At 67.9% G+C, this 14,739-nt stretch carries 17 protein-coding genes and 1 tRNA gene; 7 read left to right on the plus strand and 11 right to left on the minus strand.

What is annotated here, in order from left to right; all coding sequences use genetic code 11:
- Positions 1-22 precede the first annotated feature (22 nt).
- From P0Y50_01865 to P0Y50_01875, 3 genes are all read left to right on the plus strand, one after another.
- Entirely contained in the window at positions 23-1,336 is a 1,314-nt protein-coding gene (locus P0Y50_01865; GenBank protein WEK40375.1) for an ammonium transporter, read from the plus strand.
- 160 nt (positions 1,337-1,496) lie between these two features.
- Positions 1,497-1,931 carry an Hsp20 family protein gene (locus P0Y50_01870; protein ID WEK40376.1) on the plus strand — a complete coding sequence of 145 codons (435 nt, stop codon included), beginning with the start codon at positions 1,497-1,499 and terminating at the stop codon, positions 1,929-1,931.
- 63 nt (positions 1,932-1,994) lie between these two features.
- Positions 1,995-2,246 carry a DUF1150 domain-containing protein gene (locus P0Y50_01875; protein ID WEK40377.1) on the plus strand — a complete coding sequence of 84 codons (252 nt, stop codon included), beginning with the start codon at positions 1,995-1,997 and terminating at the stop codon, positions 2,244-2,246.
- An 18-nt stretch (positions 2,247-2,264) separates the two neighbouring features.
- Here the strand turns inward: P0Y50_01875 and P0Y50_01880 are convergent, their stop codons facing one another.
- The 7 genes from P0Y50_01880 to P0Y50_01910 form a co-directional block, all read right to left on the minus strand.
- Complete coding sequence (locus P0Y50_01880) at positions 2,265-2,729, minus strand: PTS sugar transporter subunit IIA (GenBank protein WEK40378.1); 465 nt, start codon at positions 2,727-2,729, stop codon at positions 2,265-2,267.
- 76 nt (positions 2,730-2,805) lie between these two features.
- The gene (raiA, locus tag P0Y50_01885; protein ID WEK40379.1) at positions 2,806-3,504 is read right to left on the minus strand and encodes a ribosome-associated translation inhibitor RaiA; all 699 of its coding nucleotides are present in this window, start codon (positions 3,502-3,504) and stop codon (positions 2,806-2,808) included.
- Between the two features lie 64 nt (positions 3,505-3,568).
- Positions 3,569-5,065 (minus strand): RNA polymerase factor sigma-54, encoded by a 1,497-nt coding sequence (gene rpoN / locus P0Y50_01890; protein ID WEK40380.1) that lies wholly within the window; start codon positions 5,063-5,065, stop codon positions 3,569-3,571.
- Positions 5,066-5,310: 245 nt separating this feature from the next.
- Complete coding sequence (gene lptB / locus P0Y50_01895) at positions 5,311-6,105, minus strand: LPS export ABC transporter ATP-binding protein (protein ID WEK40381.1); 795 nt, start codon at positions 6,103-6,105, stop codon at positions 5,311-5,313.
- A gap of 26 nt (positions 6,106-6,131) precedes the next feature.
- Positions 6,132-6,644: an LptA/OstA family protein gene (locus tag P0Y50_01900; protein WEK40382.1), complete on the minus strand. Its 513-nt coding sequence runs from the start codon at positions 6,642-6,644 to the stop codon at positions 6,132-6,134.
- Positions 6,641-7,300 (minus strand): LPS export ABC transporter periplasmic protein LptC, encoded by a 660-nt coding sequence (lptC, locus tag P0Y50_01905; GenBank protein WEK40383.1) that lies wholly within the window; start codon positions 7,298-7,300, stop codon positions 6,641-6,643. The genes P0Y50_01900 and lptC overlap by 4 nt, the downstream gene beginning before the upstream one ends.
- Positions 7,301-7,307: 7 nt before the next feature.
- Complete coding sequence (locus P0Y50_01910; protein WEK40384.1) at positions 7,308-7,922, minus strand: ribonuclease D; 615 nt, start codon at positions 7,920-7,922, stop codon at positions 7,308-7,310.
- A gap of 198 nt (positions 7,923-8,120) precedes the next feature.
- Here P0Y50_01910 and P0Y50_01915 point away from each other — a divergent pair, with 198 nt between their 5' ends.
- Complete coding sequence (locus P0Y50_01915) at positions 8,121-9,896, plus strand: oleate hydratase (protein WEK40385.1); 1,776 nt, start codon at positions 8,121-8,123, stop codon at positions 9,894-9,896.
- Between the two features lie 234 nt (positions 9,897-10,130).
- On the opposite strand, the gene P0Y50_01920 is transcribed toward P0Y50_01915, so the two are convergent.
- Positions 10,131-10,217: transfer RNA gene (locus tag P0Y50_01920), tRNA-Leu, on the minus strand.
- A gap of 213 nt (positions 10,218-10,430) precedes the next feature.
- Here P0Y50_01920 and P0Y50_01925 point away from each other — a divergent pair.
- The 3 genes from P0Y50_01925 to P0Y50_01935 all read left to right on the plus strand — a co-directional run bounded on the left by P0Y50_01925 (position 10,431) and on the right by P0Y50_01935 (position 13,478).
- Entirely contained in the window at positions 10,431-11,297 is an 867-nt protein-coding gene (locus P0Y50_01925) for a WecB/TagA/CpsF family glycosyltransferase (GenBank protein WEK40386.1), read from the plus strand.
- A 75-nt stretch (positions 11,298-11,372) separates the two neighbouring features.
- Positions 11,373-12,704 (plus strand): FAD-dependent oxidoreductase, encoded by a 1,332-nt coding sequence (locus tag P0Y50_01930; GenBank protein WEK40387.1) that lies wholly within the window; start codon positions 11,373-11,375, stop codon positions 12,702-12,704.
- Between the two features lie 243 nt (positions 12,705-12,947).
- Complete coding sequence (locus P0Y50_01935) at positions 12,948-13,478, plus strand: polysaccharide export protein (GenBank protein WEK40388.1); 531 nt, start codon at positions 12,948-12,950, stop codon at positions 13,476-13,478.
- Positions 13,479-13,533: 55 nt separating this feature from the next.
- On the opposite strand, the gene P0Y50_01940 is transcribed toward P0Y50_01935, so the two are convergent.
- From P0Y50_01940 to flgB, 3 genes are read right to left on the minus strand one after another with little or no spacing between them, the layout of a single operon-like run.
- Positions 13,534-13,848, minus strand: coding sequence for a flagellar hook-basal body complex protein FliE (locus P0Y50_01940; GenBank protein WEK40389.1), 315 nt, complete (start codon positions 13,846-13,848; stop codon positions 13,534-13,536).
- A gap of 10 nt (positions 13,849-13,858) precedes the next feature.
- A complete protein-coding gene (gene flgC, locus P0Y50_01945) occupies positions 13,859-14,278 on the minus strand; it encodes a flagellar basal body rod protein FlgC (protein WEK40390.1) in 420 nt (139 codons plus the stop codon).
- Between the two features lie 16 nt (positions 14,279-14,294).
- Positions 14,295-14,699, minus strand: coding sequence for a flagellar basal body rod protein FlgB (gene flgB, locus P0Y50_01950; protein WEK40391.1), 405 nt, complete (start codon positions 14,697-14,699; stop codon positions 14,295-14,297).
- Positions 14,700-14,739 lie beyond the last annotated feature (40 nt).

Consider the following 14,739-nt stretch of genomic DNA (forward strand, 5'->3'; position numbering starts at 1 on the left):
CTCTCCTGCCCGAGACCGCCGCATGAACCGAACCGCCGCCCTCGCCGCATGTCTTGCCGTGGGGGCGGCGTTCGCGGCGTGGCCGGCCTTGGCCGCGCCCGCCCTTCTGGCCCACCAGGCGCCGCTGGTCCTGGACGCGGCGGCGACGGCCTGGATCCTGACCTCCACGGCTCTGGTTCTGCTGATGACCCTGCCGGGGCTGGCGCTGTTCTACGGCGGCATGGTCAGGAAGAAGAACATCATCAGCGTCGTCGCCCAGTCGGCGGCGGCCTTCGCCATCGTCTCGGTGCTGTGGTTCCTGGTCGGCTATTCCCTGTCGTTCAGTCATGGGCCGGACGCGATCAACGGCCTGATCGGCGGGGTTCAGGCGGCCTTCCTGAACGGGGTGACGATGCAGACGGCCAACGCCCTGCTGCCCGGCCTGCCCGAACTGCTGTTCGTCAGCTTCCAGATGACCTTTGCCATCATCACCCCGGCCCTGATCGCCGGCGCCTTCGCAGAGCGGATGAAGTTCTCGGCCAGCCTGCTGTTCTTCGGTCTGTGGCACCTGATCGTCTATGCGCCCATCTGTCACCAGGTCTGGGGCGGCGGCTGGCTGGGCCATCTCGGCGTGCTGGATTTCGCGGGCGGGGCGGTGGTCCACGTCAATGCAGGCGTCGCCGGCCTGGTCTGCGCCCTGGTGCTGGGGCCGCGTCACGGGTTCGGGCGCGACAACATGGCCCCGGCCAACCTGATCTATAGCGCCATCGGCACGGGTCTGCTGCTGGTCGGCTGGCTGGGCTTCAACGCCGGGTCCGCGGGTGCGGCCGACGCCCTGGCCGCCGTCGCCGCCTTCAACACCCTTCTCGCCGCCGGGGCCGCCGCCCTGGGCTGGATGACGATCGAATGGTTCGACCGCAAGCGTCCGACCCTGCTGGGCCTTCTGTCCGGGATCGTCGGCGGTCTGGTCGCCATCACCCCCGCCGCCGGCTTCGTCGATCCCAAGGGCGCCTTCTTCATCGGCCTGATCGGCGGTCCCGCCTGCTATGCGGGCGCGGTCTGGCTGAAACACGCGCTGAAATACGACGACAGCCTGGACGCCTTCGGCGTGCACGGGATCGGCGGCATCGTCGGCGCCCTGCTGACCGGCGTCTTCGCCACCACCACCGTCAACGCCCTGTCGGACGGCGCGACGGTGTGGAAACAGGCCGTCGGCCTGGCCGGCGTCATCGTCTGGAGCGCGTTCGGCACCTTCGTCGTCCTGATGATCTGCAGGTTCACCACGGGTCTGCGCGTCACCAGGGACCAGGAGGTCGAGGGGCTGGACTACACCCAGCATGGCGAAGCCATCCACTAGGGCGTCTTCGTCCCGTCCGTCATCCTCGGGGGCGACCCGAGGGCCGGACCCCCGGCCGCTGGTTGATCCCGCCCGCGTCCGCCCCCATCTTCATCTGTGACGGAGCGTCTTGCCGATTGCGGGAGACGCCTTCGCCGGTCGCTTTCTCCAAGGACCCCAGATGACGACGACGCGCACCATCCTGTTCGACAGCCCGTTCCTGTTGGGCTTCGATCATACCCGCGCCCTGATCGACCGCGCCGCCAAGGCGGCGGCCGAGAGCTATCCGCCCTATAATGTCGAGCAGATCGGCGATGCGGGCGTGCGGATCAGTCTGGCCGTCGCGGGCTTTTCGCCCGACGAACTGGCCATCACCCTGGACGGCCGCCAACTGACCATCGCCGGCAAGCGTGACGATGCGGGCAAATCGGGATCGGGGGGCGACCAGACCTTCCTGCACCGGGGCATCGCCTCGCGCAGTTTCGTGCGCAGCTTCGTCCTGGCCGACGGGCTGGAGGTGTCCGGCGCCCGGCTGGAGCACGGCCTGCTGCATGTCGATCTGGTCCGGCCCGAGGCCGAGCGACAGGTGCGGCGCATTCCCATCACGGCCGGCTGAAAGCGGCGGCCGTTCGAACCGCCCGACGATCCGGGCGTTGTCAAATCAAAGGAGGCGGTCTTAATGACGCCAATGACCATGACCAAGGAAGATTTCGCCGGCCTGGGCGCCCCTGACCTCGTTTATGTGCGCGAGATCAAGGCGTCCGACCTGCTGGACGAGGCGGTTCAGATCAAGGACGTGGACATCGATCCCGGCCAGTCCCTGTATGCCGTCCATAGCGCGGATGGCGAGCGTCTGGCGGTCATGATCGACCGCGACACCGCCTTCGCCGCCGCCGTGGCGCACGAGCTGGAGCCGGTTTCGGTTCACTGACAAGGGCGAAAACGCGCCTCAGGCGGCGGTCGCCGCCTTATCCTTGACGAACAGCGCCCGCACCGCGTCGGGCGTGTGCGCCTTGCGCAGTTGTTCGCGCAGTTCGGGCGAGCGCAGGGCGCGCGACACGGCCGCCAGGGCGCGCAGATGTTCGGCCCCCGCCTTGGGCGGCGCGAACAGGCCGAAGATCAGATCCACCGGTCGGTCGTCCACCGCATCATAGGCCACCGGCGTATCCAGCCGCACGAACACCGCCATGACCTTGTCGATTTCGGCCAGACGCGCGTGCGGCACCGCCACCCCCGACCCCAGGCCGGTCGAGCCCAGCGCCTCACGCTCCATCAGGGCATCGAACACCTTGGCGTCGTCGACGCCCAGGGCGTGCGAGGCCGCCTCGGACAGGGCGTGCAGGGCCTGGCGTTTTGACGACGCTCCCCCGCGCAGCACGACGCCCTTGGGCGCGAGCAAATCACCGATGTCCATCAGACAACCCTCGATTACGCATACAACGGCGCGGGCGCCCGTTTAGAGGCTCCCGCGCCGAAGTCAAACCATGCCGTCAATTCACGGCGGCTTCGGTCGTGGCCCCATCGGCCTTATCAGCGTTCACGTGCGCGCCGTTGGTCTTGCCGCCGACCGCCGTGCGTTCCGGGTCGATCCAGCCCACATTGCCGTCCGGACGGCGATAGACGACCGCCAGACCGCCGTGGGCCGCATTGCGGAACAGCACGACCGGATAGCCGGTCATGTCCAGCTCCAGCACCGCGCGCCCCACCGTGATGGTGCGGATTTCGTGTTCGGTTTCGGCGATCACCATGCCGAGCGGCGGCGGGCCGTCGTTCTCGTTCGCATCGCCGAAGACGTCATCCTCCACGGTGTCGGGGTCCCGCAGCACGATGCTGCGGGCGACTTCGCGGGCGGCGTTTTCGGTCTTCTCGGGCGACAGACCCTTGGGCCCGATATGGTGATCCTTCAGGCGACGCTTATAGCGACGCACCCGTGTTTCCAGCCGGTCCAGCGCCTCGGTGAAGGCCGAATGGGCGTCGCCGCCGAACCCGGTCGTCACCAGCGTCTGGCCAGACGCCAGTCGAACCCAACAATCCACCTTGAAGTTGTGGCCGTCCTTGGACACCACGACTTCGGCGCCATCGCCGCCGCGGGCGAAGTATTTTCCAACCCCGTCTTCGAGTTCCTGGGAGATGCGCGAGCCTAACGCTTCGCCGACATCCACTTGCTTGCCGCTGACTTGGACTTGCATGTCGATAGAACGCGCCCGACCCGATTTGGTGTCAATCGGGATCACCATTTTGTGGTGAAGCTTATCAGGCGGTCTTCAGCATCCGCCGACGTTGCACCGAGGACGGAATCCTCAAGGCTTCCCGATACTTGGCTACCGTTCGACGGGCGATGTCGATGCCGGTCTCCTTCAGGATCTCGACGATCCGGTCGTCGGACAAAACGTCGCCCTCCAGGCCCTCGCCGTCGATCATCGTCTTGATCTTGTGACGGACGGCTTCGGCCGAATGGCTGGAGGCGCCGTCCACCGACTGGATGGCGGCGGTGAAGAAGAATTTCAGCTCGAACACCCCGCGCGGCGTGGCGACATATTTGTTCGAGGTGACGCGGCTGACGGTCGATTCGTGCATGCCGATGGCGTCCGCCACCGTCTTCAGATTCAGCGGCCGCAGAAACTCCACCCCGAAGGCGAAGAAGGCGTCCTGCTGACGCACGATCTCGGACGACACCTTCAATATGGTCTTGGCCCGCTGATCCAGCGACTTGACCAGCCAGTTGGCCTGGGCGGCGCAATCGGCGACGAACGTCTTTTCCGTGTCGGAGCGCGCCCCCGCCTGGACCAGGCCGTGATAGCGCTTGTCCACCAGCAGACGCGGCAGGGTGTCGGCGTTCAGCTCGACCCGCCAGCCGCCGGCCGGATCGGGCCGCACATGCACGTCGGGCACGACCGTCTGGGCCGGCTCCCCGCCGAAGCCCGCGCCCGGACGCGGCGTCAGCGCCTTCAGCTCGGCGATCATCTCGGCCAGGTCTTCCCCGTCCACGTCGCACACCCGGCGCAGGGCCGACAGGTCGCGCCGCGCCAACAGGTCCAGATTGTCCAGCAGCCCCGCCATGGCCGGATCGAACCGGTTGCGTTCGATCAGCTGCAGCTTGAGGCATTCCGGCACCGACCGCGCCATGATCCCCGTCGGCTCGAACCCGTGACAGACGCTCAGCACCGTCTCGATCCGTTCCAGCGGCACGCCCAGACGGTCGGCGAACTCGGCCAGTTCGCCGCGCAGATAGCCGCCCTCGTCCGTGGCGTCGATCAGGGTCAGGGCGATGCCGTGGTCCGCCGCGGTGAACCCCGCCGAGGACGCCTGGGCCTGAAGATGCTCCCACAATGTCAGCTCGTGGGTGTCGGGCCGTTCGCCTTCGCCCTCGAACATCTGGCCGCCCTTGCCCGCGCTGGACCAGTCCGACAGCCCGGGCTGGGCCTCGTCGGTCATCCGGTCGCTGGTGCGCTCGCCCGGCGCGGCGTCGCCATAGACGTCGTCCGATCCAGCGTCCATCGCCGCGACCGAGCCCTCGCCCACCCCGTCGCCGAAGGTCATTTCGACATCGCCGGTCTCGGCCCGCTCGGCGGTCTCGGGCGTCTCGCCTTCCGGCTCCTCGCGCTGCAGCAGCGGATTGCGCTCCAGCTCCTGTTCGACGAAGTCGTCCAGCTCAAGATTGGACAGTTGCAGCAGCTTGATCGCCTGCTGCAGCTGGGGCGTGATGACCAGCCCCTGCCCCTGCCTGACCTCTAACCGCTGCCCGATCACGTCCGCATCCCGCCGCCGCGGCCGAAGTGGCCCGGAACTTGCTGGGGCCAGAATGTCGCCTAACCGGTTAACGTCCGACGAACGGCGCTTTTGTCTCCTCCCCATTTCATGGGGAGGTGGCGCGGCGCGCCTTCGCGCCGTGACGGAGGGGCTGTCCGCCGCATCGCAGGCGCCGGTGGGACATTGAAAACCCCTCCACCACTTCGTGGTCCCCCTCCCCACACGTGGGGAGGAGATGCGGGCGATCAGACGTAGTTTTCGCCCAGATAGACCCGGCGCACCTCGGCGTCGTGGATCGCCTCGTCCGACGTGCCTTCGAACAGCACCGCGCCGTTGGAGATGATCGAGACGCGGTCGGTGATGTCCAGGGTCTCGCGCACATTATGGTCGGTGATCAGCACCCCGATCCCCTGGCTGGCCAGATAGCGGATCACGGTGCGGATATCGGCGATGGCCAGGGGGTCGATGCCGGCGAAGGGTTCGTCCAGCAGCATGAAGGACGGCCGCCCGGCCAGGGCGCGCGCGATCTCCACCCGCCGCCGCTCGCCGCCCGACAGGGCCGTCGCCGCCGCATGACGCAGATGGTCGATGTGCAGTTCGTTCAGCAGCCGTTCGGTCTCGGCCTTGATCCGATCGGCGGGGTAGTTCAGCTCGACCACCGCGCGCACGTTCTTCTCGACCGTCATGCCGCGAAAGATGGAGGCTTCCTGCGCCAGATAGCCCAGGCCCATCCGCGCCCGCTGGTACATGGGCTGGCCGGTGATGTCCTCGCCGTCCAGCCAGATCGAGCCCGAGTCCGGCGGGATCAGGCCGGTGATCATGTAGAAACAGGTGGTCTTGCCCGCCCCGTTCGGCCCCAGAAGGCCCGCGACCTCGCCCCGCTGCACCGTCAGGGACACGTCGCGCACCACCTGCCGCGCCCCGAAGGAACGCGCGATATTGACGACCCGCAGGCCCTTTTCGGCCGGCGAGACGACAGGCGGCGACGCGGCCGCCGGCCGGTCGTCCAGGTTCAGGGCGGAGAGTTCCTTGCGCGCCAAATCAGTGATCCCGAGGCCGAGTGGCCTCAGTTCCCGCTGGGATAAAAGACGCCCTGCACGCGGCTGCCGGCGGCGCCGCGCGGCGCGCCGTCCATGCGGGCGGTCTCGGTGTTGATATTATAGACCAGCCGCGATCCGGTCAGGACGTTCTGACCTTGGGTCAGGATGACATTGCCGGTCACCACGATCTCGCCATTGCCCAGATTATAGACGGCGCGGTCGCCGCGCATCGACTGGTCCGGGGTGACGAAATAGACCGATCCCGCCGCCTCGGCCCGCTCCAGACTGCCGCCGTCGCTGCTGACCAGGGTCAGGGTGTCGGCGCGGAAACGGTTGCCGCCCTGGGTCGCCTCGGCCCGGCCGCGCAGAATCACCCGGTTGGGCGCGTATTCGACCGAGTCGGCGCCATAGGCCACCGGCTGGTTCGACGCCTGGGCGCGCCCGGCGTTGGGGCTCTGGGCGTCCCCGACCGCAGGCAGGGCGACGACCGCGACAGCCGCGACAGCCGCCAGGGCCTTGGAAATCTTCATCGTCATCATCGGCCTGCACCCGCGGGCGTCAGCACGCCCTTCACCTTGTTGTCGCCCGCGCCATCGAACACCACGCGCTGACCCTGATCATAGATGGCATAGGACGATGCGTTGATGGTTCCAATAGGGCCTGAACCCTGAACGCCCTTTGAACCCGTCACCACACCGGTCGCAGTGTTCACCACCGCCTCGGGCGTGGTCAGGATGAAGCCCGTGCCGCCGTCGGAAATCCGCACGTTCGGTCCGATCGTCACCGTCCTGCCCTGCTCGTCATAGACGCCGCCGTCGGCGGTCAGCTCCGTCACCTTGCGTCCGCCCAGGTTCAGCTTCAGCGCCGGGCCGATCAGGCGGAACTTGCCGGTATTGGGGTCCCGCACCGCGCCCTGGGCGCCGACGGTGAAGGCGCGGCCTTGCGAATCCTGTCCGTGGAACAGCGGGCTGTCCAGCCGCACCTCCTGGCTCTGGCTGGCCTTGCGCTCCACCCCCGACATGACGGTGCGGAACACCGTCCAGGTCAGGACGCCGCCCGCCAGCACCAGGATGATGACGGGCAGCACCCGGCGATACAGTTTCACCCGGCGCGAACGCGCGCGCCAGCGGGCGCCGGCAAGGGCGACCCGGGCCTCGTCGGCCTCGATGCGGGACGGATCGACGGGGTCGGTCAAGCGCGCCTCAGCTGTGGGCGAAGATGTCGACTTCGTCCCAGCCGGCGAGGTCGAGCGCCGAACGGGTCGGCAGGAAGTCGAAACATTTCGCGGCCAGTTCGGCGCGCCCCTCGCGCGCCAGCATCTGGTCCAGCCTGGCCTTGGCCGCGTGCAGATAAAGGACGTCCGACGCCGCATAATCCAGCTGCGCCTGGGTCAGGGTCTGCGCGCCCCAGTCGGACGACTGCTGGGCCTTGGACAGGTCAACCCCCACCGTCTCGCGCACCACGTCCTTCAGCCCGTGGCGGTCGGTATAGGTGCGCGCCAGCTTGGAGGCGATCTTGGTGCAATAGACCGGCCGCGTCTCGACCCCCAGGTGCAGCAGGAACATGCCGATGTCGAACCGGCCGAAGTGGAAGATCTTGGTCACCGCCGGGTCGGTCAGCACCCGCTTCAGGTTCGGACAGTCGTAGGCGGGCCGGTTCAGCCGCACGACATGGGCTTTGCCGTCGCCGGACGACAGCTGCACCACGCACAGCGGATCGCGGCGGAACCGCAGACCCATGGTCTCGGAATCGACGGCGACCTCGGCCCCCAGGTCCAGATCGTCGGGCAGGTCGCCCTCATGCAGGTAAACGGTCATGCTCAGGCTCTTACACGGCGAATGCGGCGGACGGAACGGGCTGATCGACAAAGGCGACGCCTCGGACAAATCGCCCCGGCGACTTTGAGCGACCACGGTTTCATAGTGGCCGGACGGGTGGCCCTGGAAGGGTCGAACCCGCATCCGGGCTGCGACGGCTTTCCGGCCTTGTCGTCGCCCTGTGACAAGGACCATGTCATGTACCGCTCAAACGGCAATTTCGAAGCTTTCGCCCGCCCGTTGAAGCCCGAGGGCGTCGACGGACGACGGGCCTATTTCGTCGGCTCGGGCCTGGCCGCCCTGGCGGGCGCGGCCTTCCTGATTCGCGACGCCCAGATGCCGGGCGAGGCCATCACCGTGTTTGAGGAACTGGACCTGCCGGGCGGCAGCATGGACGGCGTCCTGGACGCGCATAAGGGGTTCATCATTCGCGGCGGCCGCGAGATGGAGGCGCATTTCGAAACCCTGTGGGATCTGTTCCGCTCCATCCCGTCGCTGGACACGCCCGAGGCCTCGGTGCTGGACGAGATGTACTGGCTGCACAAGACCGATCCCTCGACCAGCGCCCGCCGGGCTCTGCGCAACCGCGGCCAGCCGATCGACCGGATCGCCGATCTGACCCTGACGCCCAAGGCGGTGGAGGAGTTGATCGCCCTGGCGCTGATGCGCGAACAGGACCTGGACGACAAGCGGATCGACGAGGTGTTCACCCAAGACTTCTTCGCCTCGAACTTCTGGCTCTACTGGGCCACCATGTTCGCCTTCGAACCCTGGGCCAGCGCGATGGAGATGCGGCGCTACATCCTGCGCTTCGTGCATCACATCTCGACCCTGCCCGACCTCAGTTCGCTGCGCTTCACCCGCTATAACCAGTATGAATCTCTGATCCGCCCGCTGGTGGCCCACCTGAAGGCCCAGGGCGTGGTCTTCCGCTATGGGACCCAGGTTCAGGACGTTCTGGTCACGGACGCGGGCGGTTCAAAGACAGCGACCACGCTGGAGCTGACGGTCGACGGCCGCAAGGAAAAGATCGCCCTGGCGCCGACGGACCTGGTCTTCGTCACCAACGGCTCGATCACCGAAAGCTCGACCTTCGGCGACAATGACACGCCCGCGCCCGTCGTCACGGATCGCGGCGGGGCCTGGTCGCTGTGGAAGCGGATGGCCGAACGGGACCGCGCCTTCGGCCGCCCCGAGAAGTTCTGCGAAAACATACCCGAGGCCAACTGGACCATATCGGCCACCGTCACCCTGACCGACGACCGCATCGCGCCCTATATCGAGCGCATCACCGGGCGCGATCCCCGGTCCGGCGCCATCGTCACCGGCGGGCCGTGCAACATCCAGGATTCCAGCTGGCTGTACGGCTTCTCCATCAGCCGCCAACCCCATTTCGCCGCCCAGGACCCCAAGACGGCGCTGGTGGTCTGGCTGTACGGCCTGTTTTCGGACAGACCGGGCGACTACGTCAAAAAGACGATCCGGGAATGCACCGGCGCCGAACTGTGCGCCGAATGGCTGTATCATCTGGGCGTGCCGGAGGATCAGATCGAAGACCTGTCGCGCAGTGCAGCGCGCACCATCCCGTGCAACATGCCCTATATCACCGCCTATTTCATGCCGCGCGCCGTCGGCGACCGGCCCCTGGTGACGCCGGAACGGTCGCGCAATCTCGCCTTCATCGGCAATTTCGCCGAGACGGAGCGCGATACGGTCTTCACCACGGAATATTCGGTGCGCACGGCGATGGAGGCGGTCTATACGCTGACCGGTGTGGATCGCGGCGTGCCCGAGACGTTCGCCTCGGCCTTCGACATCCGGGTCCTGCTCAACGCCCTCTATTATCTCAACGGCCGCAAGCCGCTGGAAGAGATGCAGATGCCCTTCCTGGCCGGTCTGGCCAGCAAGGCCGCCCTGGCCAAGGCCAAGGGCACCTATCTGGAGGATCTGCTCAGGGACGCCAAACTGATCTGACCGACGCGCCCGTTGCCGATCCCTCGTCTTCACGTCCGTTTCATCTGACCGAGGTGGAGACGAGCCGGTTCAATGCGGCGCAGATCATCGGCGCGCCGTGCAAACCGGCGGCCGGCTGGGCGTTTTGCCGAAGGCCCTGCGGCTTGGCCTGTTTGTTCGGCTGCGGAGGAAGGAATATAGGCCCCTAAGGGCCAGTCAGGTGATTTATCGCGCAAGAGCGATAAATCACCTGACTGGTGCCCAGAAGAGGACTCGAACCTCCACGGCCGTTAAGCCACTGGCACCTGAAGCCAGCGCGTCTACCAATTCCGCCATCTGGGCCCCGTCGGCAGCGCCTTGCGGCGTTTCCATCGGGAAGGCGCGGACCTCTAAGGGAGGCTCCGGGCGGGGTCAACAGGGATTTTCCGCCTTGGCGCGATTTCTTCCGCGAACGGCGTTTGAAGCCTGGCCGCAGACCCGTCCCGGCCGCCGTTTAACGCCCGCTAAGCCTGTTTGCTAACCGCGTCTTGAGGCGTGGCCGTTTAAGGGGAGATCATGACGCCGTTGTCCCCGCCCCTGCCGAAGACAGAGCGCCGCGCGGCCGTCCGCGCGCCCTTCCGCACGCGCCGCCGCGCCAGCGAACGTGTGCGGCTGATGGGCCAATGGGTCGATCTGGTCCGGCCCGAGGAGGTCCAGCATCAGATTCAACAGGCCGTGGACGACGGCCGCAAAAGCCTGATCGCCAACCATAATCTGCACAGCCTGTATCTGATGCAGCGGACGCCCGGCCTGTCGGCCTTCTATGACCGGGCCGATATGGTGGAGGTCGATTCCACCCCCCTGATCGCCTTTTCGCGGCTGGCGGGGCTGAACAGCCGGGGTTTTCACCGCTGCACCTATCTGGACTGGCGCGACCATTTCTGGAGCGTGGCCGACCGCAAGGGCTGGCGCGTCCTGTCGGTCGGCGGCGCGCCCGGGGTGGGCGAGACGGCGGCGGCGCGGCTGCGCGCCCTCTATCCCGGCGCCGACATCGCGGTTCATCACGGCTTCTTCGACGCCTGCCCCGGTTCGCCCGAGAACGACGCCGTCCTAGCCCGGGTCGCCGCGTTCAAGCCCCACATCCTGTTCGTCGGCATGGGGATGCCGCGCCAGGAGCTGTGGATCGCCGACAACTACGACCGGCTGCCCGATTGCGTCATCCTGTCGGTCGGCGCCGCCTTCGACTATGAGGCCGGCGTCCAGAGCGCGGCGCCGCGCTGGATGGGCCGGGCCGGCATCGAATGGGCCTATCGCCTGTTCCGCGATCCCCGGCGCCTGTTCGTCCGCTACTGTATCGAGCCATGGAGCCTGATTCCCCTGGCGCTGGCCGACCTGCGCCAGGGGCGCGATCGACGCGGAACGGCTAAATTTCCTACCAGATAGATAGAGATTTATCACCCTGGCCGTCCCCCGAGGCCGTGCTATCCCTAGGGCGTCGATAACCACACGGGGGCGCGAATGTCCGATCGAGACGGGCCGCGGATCGCGATCGTGGGCGCGGGGTTCAGCGGCCTGCTGACGGCCGTGAACCTGCTTCAGGCCTCGCCCGCCGTGCGGGTGACGCTGATCGAGCGGCGGGGCGTCTTCGGCCCCGGCACGGCCTATGACACCGGCAATCCCCAGCACCTGCTGAACGTGCGCCTGGACAATATGAGCGCCTTTCCCGACCGGCCGGAGCATCTGTCCGACTGGCTGGCGGAACAGCCGTCCTGGCGCGCCCAGGACGGCTTCATCACGCGCGGCGTCTATGGCGACTATCTCCAGTCCCTGCTGGACGCGGCGCTGGAGGACGCGCCCGAACGTCTGACCCTGGTCGGCGCCGAGGCCCGGTCCCTGGACCGGCTGGACCACGGCTGGCGCATCGGAACCTCGGACGGGGGGATTGTCGTCGATCAGGTGGTCCTGGCCCTGGGAAATCTGGAGCCGGCCTCGCCCGCGGGGGTGGATGCGGCCGTGCGCGCCTCGCCCGCCTATGTCGAGAACCCCTGGCGGCTGGACGCGGCCTCGGTCGAGGGCGCGCGCAGCGTCCTTCTGATCGGGTCGGGCCTGACCATGGTGGACGCGGCCCTGACGCTGCGGCGGCCGGGGCGGCGCTTCACCGCCCTGTCGCGCCACGGTCTTCTGCCCCGCGCCCACGCCGTCGCGCCGCCTGCCCCGTTCGCGGGCGATTTCGCGGGCGGCCCGGCCGAGGTGCTGCGTCAGGTCCGCGCGGCGGCCGACAAGGCCGACTGGCGCGCCGTGTTCGACCGGCTGCGGCATTCGGCCCGCGCGCTGTGGCGGGGCTGGTCGCCGGTCGAACGGCGGCGGTTCCTGCGCCACCTTCGCCCGCTTTGGGATGTGCATCGCCACCGGCTGTCGCCCGGCGCGGCGCGCGACATTCACTCCATGCTGGCGGGGGGCGAGTTGACGGTCCTGGCCGGCAAGCTGACCGAACTGAAGCTCGCCGACGTCATCGAGGTCGCCTGGCGTCCGCGCGGACGCCGCCGCCCCATCCGCGACCGTTTCGACCTGGTGGTCAACTGCACCGGACCGCTGGGCTCCATCGGCCACAGCGTCGAGCCGATGATCCGCGACCTGCTTCAAAAGGCCTATGGCCGGCCCGATCCCCTTGGCCTGGGGCTTCAGGTCGACGACGACGGCCGCCTGCTGGACGCCGACGGCCATCCGGCCCGGGGCCTTCACGCCATCGGCCCCCTGACGCGCGGCGCCTTCTGGGAGATGACCGCCGTCCCCGACCTGCGCGGCCAGGCCCGCGACCTGGCCCAGCGGATATTGGCCGATCGGGCCTGACCTCATCGTCATTCCGGGGCGCCCACAGGGTGAACCCGGACCCGAAGGGCGGCGCGTAGCAGCCAACCCAGGAGGCGGGCATCAGGCATGGGATGCGTCCAACAGCGCGATCGTGGCCCTGGGTTCCGGGTTCCTCGCTCCGCTCGGCCCCGGAATGACGGTCAAGCCAAGGATGCGCCCCTAGACCCGAACAACCATCGCGCATTATTGAACAGCTTGTACGTGCGTTTGGGAGGAACGACCATGCCGCGCCCCGTCCTCGCCGCCGCTGTCGGACTGGTCCTGACGCTCGGTCTGACCGCCTTTTCAGACCTGACACCGGGCGAGTATCGCCTGACCCCGGCCGACAGGGTCAGGATCGACGTGTTCGGGGAGCCCGCATTGGGCGGCGATTTCACCCTGGACGGGCGGGGCCGCATCACCCTGCCGCTGATCGGCGAAATCCAGGCTTCGGGGCTTAGCGCGCCCCAGCTTCAGGCCGCCGTGACCGCCGCCCTCGGCCAGGGCTATCTGAACCAGCCGCGCGTCGCCGCCCAGGTGCTGACCTATCGGCCCTTCTATATTCTGGGCGAGGTCAATCGGCCGGGCGAATATCCCTATGCGGGCGACACCACGGCGCTGCAGGCGGTCGCCACGGCCCAGGGCTTCACCTATCGCGCCAACAGCCGGCGCCTGTTCGTGCGCCGCGCCGGCGCCGCCGTGGAACAGCCCCTGTCCCCCGACGCCCGCATCCTGCCCGGCGACACGATCCGCGTGAGCGAACGCTATTTCTGAAGGGGTGCGGCATCACACCCCTCGTCATCCCAGGCCTTGCGCCTGGGATATCCCGTCAGATCGGCATGGCCATGATTTCCTTGTAGGCGGAAATCACCTGGTCGCGCACCGAGATCACCGTCTCCAACGAGGCCTCGGCCGAACTGAGCGCCGTCACCACGTCGATCAGATTGCCTTGGCCCTGGACCGAGCGGGTCATCTGGGTTTCGGCCGCGCGCGACTGCTGGGTCATGTCGGTCATGGCGGTCTTGACCAGATCGGCGAAGCCGCCGTCCCCGGCGACGGGGGCCGAGGCGGCGCCCGACAGGCCCGTCGGCATGGCGCCGCCCTGAACGGCGGCATAGGCCCTGGCGGCCATCATCGGATTCATGGCCTAGCCCTCAGCGTTTGATGATGTCGAGGGTGCGGCTGTCCATCGACCGCGCCGTCTCGATGACGTTCAGATTGGCTTCATAGGCGCGCTGCGCCTCGCGCATGTCCATGGCCTCGACCAGGGTGTCGACATTGGGCCGCTTCACATAGCCCTGCGCGTTCGCCGCCGGGTGCGACGGGTCGTAGTCCATCTTGAAGTCGCTCTGGTCGGGCCGCACCTCGGCCAGGGTCACCCCCGTCGCGCCGTCGACCTCGCGCGCCTGGAAGACGGGGATCTGGCGGCGATAGGGTTCGCCGCCCGGCGTGCGGGCGGTCGACTGGGCGTTGGCGATGTTCTCGGCGATGACGCGCATCCGCGACTGCTGCGCCTTCAGGGCCGAGGCGGCCACCGCCATGGCGCTGTTCGAGGGGGAGATGGAATCGGGCATGGCTTAGCGTCCTTCCTCAACCGCCGGGCCGTTTGGCGGCCAGGCGGATCATGGACATGGATTTCTGGTAGAAGCCGATGGCGGCGTCATAGGCCATGCGGCTCTCGGCCATCTTCAGCATCTGCTCTTCGACCACGACCGAATTGCCGTCCAGCGTGGTTTCCGAATCGGGCGCCTTGGTCGGATCGAACCGCACCGGCGTTCCCGCCGGGGCGATGTGGGCCGCATTGGTCCGCGTCATCTGCAGACCCCCGCCCCGGGCCATGGCGGCGGCGAAGTCGGTCGGCTGTTTCAGGTCGCGCCCGACGTAGCCCGGCGTGTCGGCGTTGGCCACGTTCTCGGCGATCACGCGCTGGCGCGCGTCCAGCCAGCCCAGACGGCCCTTGATCTGCCCCAGCAGCGGTATGTCGGCGACGCCCATGGCGATCTCCCGTGCGACGCGGATGCGCGCGATGGGCAGA

Origin of the sequence: Candidatus Brevundimonas colombiensis (assembly GCA_029202665.1) — a bacterium.
Lineage (GTDB): Bacteria > Pseudomonadota > Alphaproteobacteria > Caulobacterales > Caulobacteraceae > Brevundimonas > Brevundimonas colombiensis.

What these genes read in the sequence shown, in the direction of transcription:
- P0Y50_01865 (WEK40375.1), top strand. Translation starts at nt 23, where the DNA reads ATGAACCGAACCGCCGCCCTCGCCGCATGTCTTGCCGTGGGGGCGGCG.
- P0Y50_01880 (WEK40378.1), bottom strand. Translation starts at nt 2,729, where the DNA reads ATGGACATCGGTGATTTGCTCGCGCCCAAGGGCGTCGTGCTGCGCGGG.
- P0Y50_01875 (WEK40377.1), top strand. Translation starts at nt 1,995, where the DNA reads ATGACGCCAATGACCATGACCAAGGAAGATTTCGCCGGCCTGGGCGCC.
- raiA (WEK40379.1), bottom strand. Translation starts at nt 3,504, where the DNA reads ATGCAAGTCCAAGTCAGCGGCAAGCAAGTGGATGTCGGCGAAGCGTTA.
- P0Y50_01930 (WEK40387.1), top strand. Translation starts at nt 11,373, where the DNA reads ATGTCCGATCGAGACGGGCCGCGGATCGCGATCGTGGGCGCGGGGTTC.
- P0Y50_01900 (WEK40382.1), bottom strand. Translation starts at nt 6,644, where the DNA reads ATGATGACGATGAAGATTTCCAAGGCCCTGGCGGCTGTCGCGGCTGTC.
- P0Y50_01915 (WEK40385.1), top strand. Translation starts at nt 8,121, where the DNA reads ATGTACCGCTCAAACGGCAATTTCGAAGCTTTCGCCCGCCCGTTGAAG.
- P0Y50_01925 (WEK40386.1), top strand. Translation starts at nt 10,431, where the DNA reads ATGACGCCGTTGTCCCCGCCCCTGCCGAAGACAGAGCGCCGCGCGGCC.
- P0Y50_01935 (WEK40388.1), top strand. Translation starts at nt 12,948, where the DNA reads ATGCCGCGCCCCGTCCTCGCCGCCGCTGTCGGACTGGTCCTGACGCTC.
- P0Y50_01940 (WEK40389.1), bottom strand. Translation starts at nt 13,848, where the DNA reads ATGAATCCGATGATGGCCGCCAGGGCCTATGCCGCCGTTCAGGGCGGC.
- flgC (WEK40390.1), bottom strand. Translation starts at nt 14,278, where the DNA reads ATGCCCGATTCCATCTCCCCCTCGAACAGCGCCATGGCGGTGGCCGCC.
- P0Y50_01910 (WEK40384.1), bottom strand. Translation starts at nt 7,922, where the DNA reads ATGACCGTTTACCTGCATGAGGGCGACCTGCCCGACGATCTGGACCTG.
- flgB (WEK40391.1), bottom strand. Translation starts at nt 14,699, where the DNA reads ATGGGCGTCGCCGACATACCGCTGCTGGGGCAGATCAAGGGCCGTCTG.
- P0Y50_01870 (WEK40376.1), top strand. Translation starts at nt 1,497, where the DNA reads ATGACGACGACGCGCACCATCCTGTTCGACAGCCCGTTCCTGTTGGGC.